At 72.4% G+C, this 3,205-nt stretch carries 4 protein-coding genes and 1 pseudogene; 3 read left to right on the top strand and 2 right to left on the bottom strand.

Translation table 11 applies throughout. The features are described from left to right. The coding region (locus ACWGIU_RS33770; RefSeq protein ID WP_453711922.1) for a PfkB family carbohydrate kinase at positions 1 to 112 on the top strand (112 nt) is incomplete at its 5' end. A 34-nt stretch (positions 113 to 146) separates the two neighbouring features. On the opposite strand, the gene ACWGIU_RS33775 is transcribed toward ACWGIU_RS33770, so the two are convergent. After that, positions 147 to 842: a uridine kinase gene (locus tag ACWGIU_RS33775; RefSeq protein WP_453711919.1), complete on the bottom strand. Its 696-nt coding sequence runs from the start codon at positions 840 to 842 to the stop codon at positions 147 to 149. Positions 843 to 935: 93 nt separating this feature from the next. Between ACWGIU_RS33775 and ACWGIU_RS33780 the strand changes: the two genes are divergently transcribed. After that, complete coding sequence (locus tag ACWGIU_RS33780) at positions 936 to 2,390, top strand: WGR domain-containing protein (RefSeq protein WP_453711920.1); 1,455 nt, start codon at positions 936 to 938, stop codon at positions 2,388 to 2,390. Between the two features lie 34 nt (positions 2,391 to 2,424). On the opposite strand, the gene ACWGIU_RS33785 is transcribed toward ACWGIU_RS33780, so the two are convergent. After that, the gene (locus tag ACWGIU_RS33785) at positions 2,425 to 2,829 is read right to left on the bottom strand and encodes a cupin domain-containing protein (RefSeq protein WP_453711921.1); all 405 of its coding nucleotides are present in this window, start codon (positions 2,827 to 2,829) and stop codon (positions 2,425 to 2,427) included. Between the two features lie 106 nt (positions 2,830 to 2,935). Between ACWGIU_RS33785 and ACWGIU_RS33790 the strand changes: the two are divergent. After that, a pseudogene (locus ACWGIU_RS33790) lies at positions 2,936 to 3,205 on the top strand (DUF2293 domain-containing protein); the annotation flags it as partial.

Here is a 3,205-nt window from a genome sequence, read left to right on the forward strand (position 1 = left end):
CACCGGGGGCTTCCTCGCCGCCCGGCTGGAGGGCGCGGACCCGGCGGAGGCCGCCCGGGCCGGGTGCCGGGCCGCCGCCCTGGCGGTGACCCGGCAGGGCGGCCGGCCGTAGGAGGCGTCGTACCGATGGGGTCGGCCCGGCCCCGTCAGCGGCTCCGGATGCCGCTCCACGCGGGGTGGCGGGGGTCGTCGGCCCGGACCACCGCGTCGGCGGCCGACGCCGGGGCGGTGTCGGCCTCGTAGCGAGCGAATGCGGGCAGCGTCCAGCGCGCGGACTCCTCGGTGCGGCGGGCGAGCGCGGCGGCGGAGAGCCGGATGTGGACGCTCAGATCGAAGGGGAACCAGTGCCCCAGCAGCAACGGGCCGTGTACGAGCAGCACGCCGCCGGGCGGGAGTTCGACGTACGGACTGCGGGTCGCCCGGTCGGTCACCGGGTCCCAGAGGTCCGGCAGCACCCGGCCGGTGCCGCCGGGGTCGGTGGGGCCGAAGACCTCTCGCCAGAGCGCGGCAGTGTCGTACCAGCCGCCGAGGTAGGAGTCCACGTCCTGCCGGCCGAACTCGAAGCGGAGGGAGGCCGGCCGCAGGAATCCGCCGGTCGGCACCACCAGGGCCGGGCGTCCGCGCTGCCGCAGCGCTTCGGCCAGTTCACCGGCGAGCACGCCGGTCTCGGCGGCGGGGGCACCGTCGATGCCCACCCGCTGCCAAGTGGCCTGCCCAGGCGGGTGGTCGGGCACGCGGTCGGGCTCGTCGTCGTGGTCGACGCCGGGGTCGTTGTCAGGATTGTCGAGGTGACCGGCGAGCCGCTCGGCCATCCGCTGCCAGGTGATCGCTTCCCACTGCACGGGCCCATTGTCAGTGGTGGGCCTTAGCGTTTTTCACGAGGGATCACCGGCCGAAAGGGAGCCGGCGGCGCTGCCTTTGGGGAGGGGTTTGTCATGGCTCGGGAGACGACGTATCTGGAGTTGTCGCAGGACGACGGCGCGGCGCACAAGTTCTACGAGGTGACCGTCGACGGCACGGCCGTGTCCGTGCGGTACGGGCGCATCGGCGCTGAGGGCCAGCTGCAGACCTCCGCGTTCCCGAGCACCGAGAAGGCACGTGCGGCCGCCGCGAAGAAGATCGGGGAGAAGGTGCGCAAGGGGTACGCCCCAGCGGTGCGCGGGCAGCGCGCCGCCCGGTCGGTGACCCGCCGCCAGGTGACCTCGGCGCCGTCGACGGCGCGTGCGGTGGCCCCGGTGCTGTGGCGCTTCCGGACCGGTTCGTCGGCCTTCGGCATCCATGTGGACGAGGACCGCTGCTGGGTCGGCAACCAGGCGGGCGATGTCTACACGCTGAGCCACGGCGGCGAGGTGCTGGCCCGGTATTCGCTTCCGGACGGGGTGAAGTGCCTGGTGGCGGATGAGTTCTGGATATACGCGGGCTGTGACGACGGCACGGTGTACGACCTGTCGTCGAAGGTGCCGTTCGGGGCCTACGCGATCGCCGCGGACGTGGACATCTACTGGCTCGACATCCACGAGGGCGTGCTGAACGTCTCCGACGCGAACGGCGGCCTGACCGTCATCGACCACGAGGACGAGCACCAGTGGTCACGGAAGTCCGGCGGCAACGGGGCGTGGATGGTCCGGGCGGACGAGCGGGCGGTCTTCCACGGGCACAGCGGCGGTGTGACGGCGTACGCGGCCGACGGCACCGGGCAGTTGTGGCACACCAAGACGCCCGGCGGGGTGCTGTTCGGCTGGCAGGAGGACCACGCGGTGTACGCGGGCACGGTCCGCAACACCGTGCAGCGGCTCTCGAAGGCCTCGGGGGCGGTGGAGGCCTCTTACGCGTGCGACGCGGCGGTGTACTCGTGCGCGACCTCGCCCGACGGGCGGCACGTGTTCGCCGGCGACTCCTCCTCCTCGGTCTACTGCTTCGACGCCGACGGCCGACGGCTGTGGAAGCTGGGGACGGGCGGCGGGTCGGCACTGTCCATGCAGTACCTGGACGAGCGGCTGTACCTCGTCACCACGGACGGGTCGCTGGTCTGTGTGGATGCGACCGAGCAGGCGATCGCGGCGGCCCAGCAGGGCTCGGTCCCCGCACCGATGGACGTGAAGTCGGCGGCTGCGCTCCCGGTGTTCATACCGGCCGCGTCGGCCTCGGCGGTGGCCACGGTCTCGATGGCGGCGGTGACCGCGGACCCGGCGGCCGGCGTGGTGGTGGAGTGCGTCCAGCAGGGCGGCCGGATGCGGGTGCAGGTGGTGTCGGGCGGCTTCGAACCCTCGTGGAACGTGCAGTTCCCGCGCGGGATACGGGAGGCGGGTGCCCGGTACGTGGTGGACGGGCTGCACGCGGCCTCGGGCGGCTTCTACCGGGTCCGCGGGGAGATACGCCGACTGGTGTGAGCACCGCCGGACGAGGGACGGCCCGGGATCGGGTTCAGCGGGCGTGCTGCCCGCAGACCGCCTGCGTGACGCCGGCCGGAGCCGGCGTGGGTATCGCGAAGGGCGTCCCCTCCGGGAGCGCGGGGGTCACGTGGAGCACGACCGGCTCGGTGCCGAGGTTGTGGCCCAGGTGGATGTGCCCTGTGCCCGCGGGTTCCACGAAGGTGGTCCCGGCCGTGTGCACCTCGACGGTGCGGTCGTGCAGGACCCGGGTGAGGGTCCCTGCCAGAACCACCGCGTCCAGCCTGACCCGGTGGAAGTGCCAGCCGGTGCAGCCGCCCGGCGGGATGACTATGTTCCGGCCGGTCGGGAACGTGGCGACGCATGCACCGCCCGGCCGTGCCGTGGTCGTCTGCCGCCCACCCATGTGCCCCTCCTCGGTGCAGCTCCTGCGGTCCATCGCCCCAAGGTAAAAGGGCGACGGGGCATCCAGGAACAGTCGTCGAAACATCAACATGCCTTCTTCACCAGGTGATATGAGGGTCATACAGCGGTATCACACGTCTATGAGCCTGGTGGTTTTTGAGTCGCTGAAGCAGATCCACTGCGCCGACTGCCGGCAGGGCCCGCTGCGGCACCTCGTCCGCGAGTCCGGCGTGCCCCGCTGCCTGGACTGTACGGATCTCGGCCATCTCGTCTATCTCCCGCGGGGGGACACGGCGCTCACCCGCCGCTCGCGCGAGGCCAGCTCGCTCTGCGCCGTCGTCGTCCGCTTCAACAAGCGCCGGCACCGCTACGAGCGCCTGGGCCTCCTCGTCGAGGAGGCCGCCCTGGCC

It is taken from the genome of Streptomyces sp. NPDC054840, assembly GCF_053611065.1.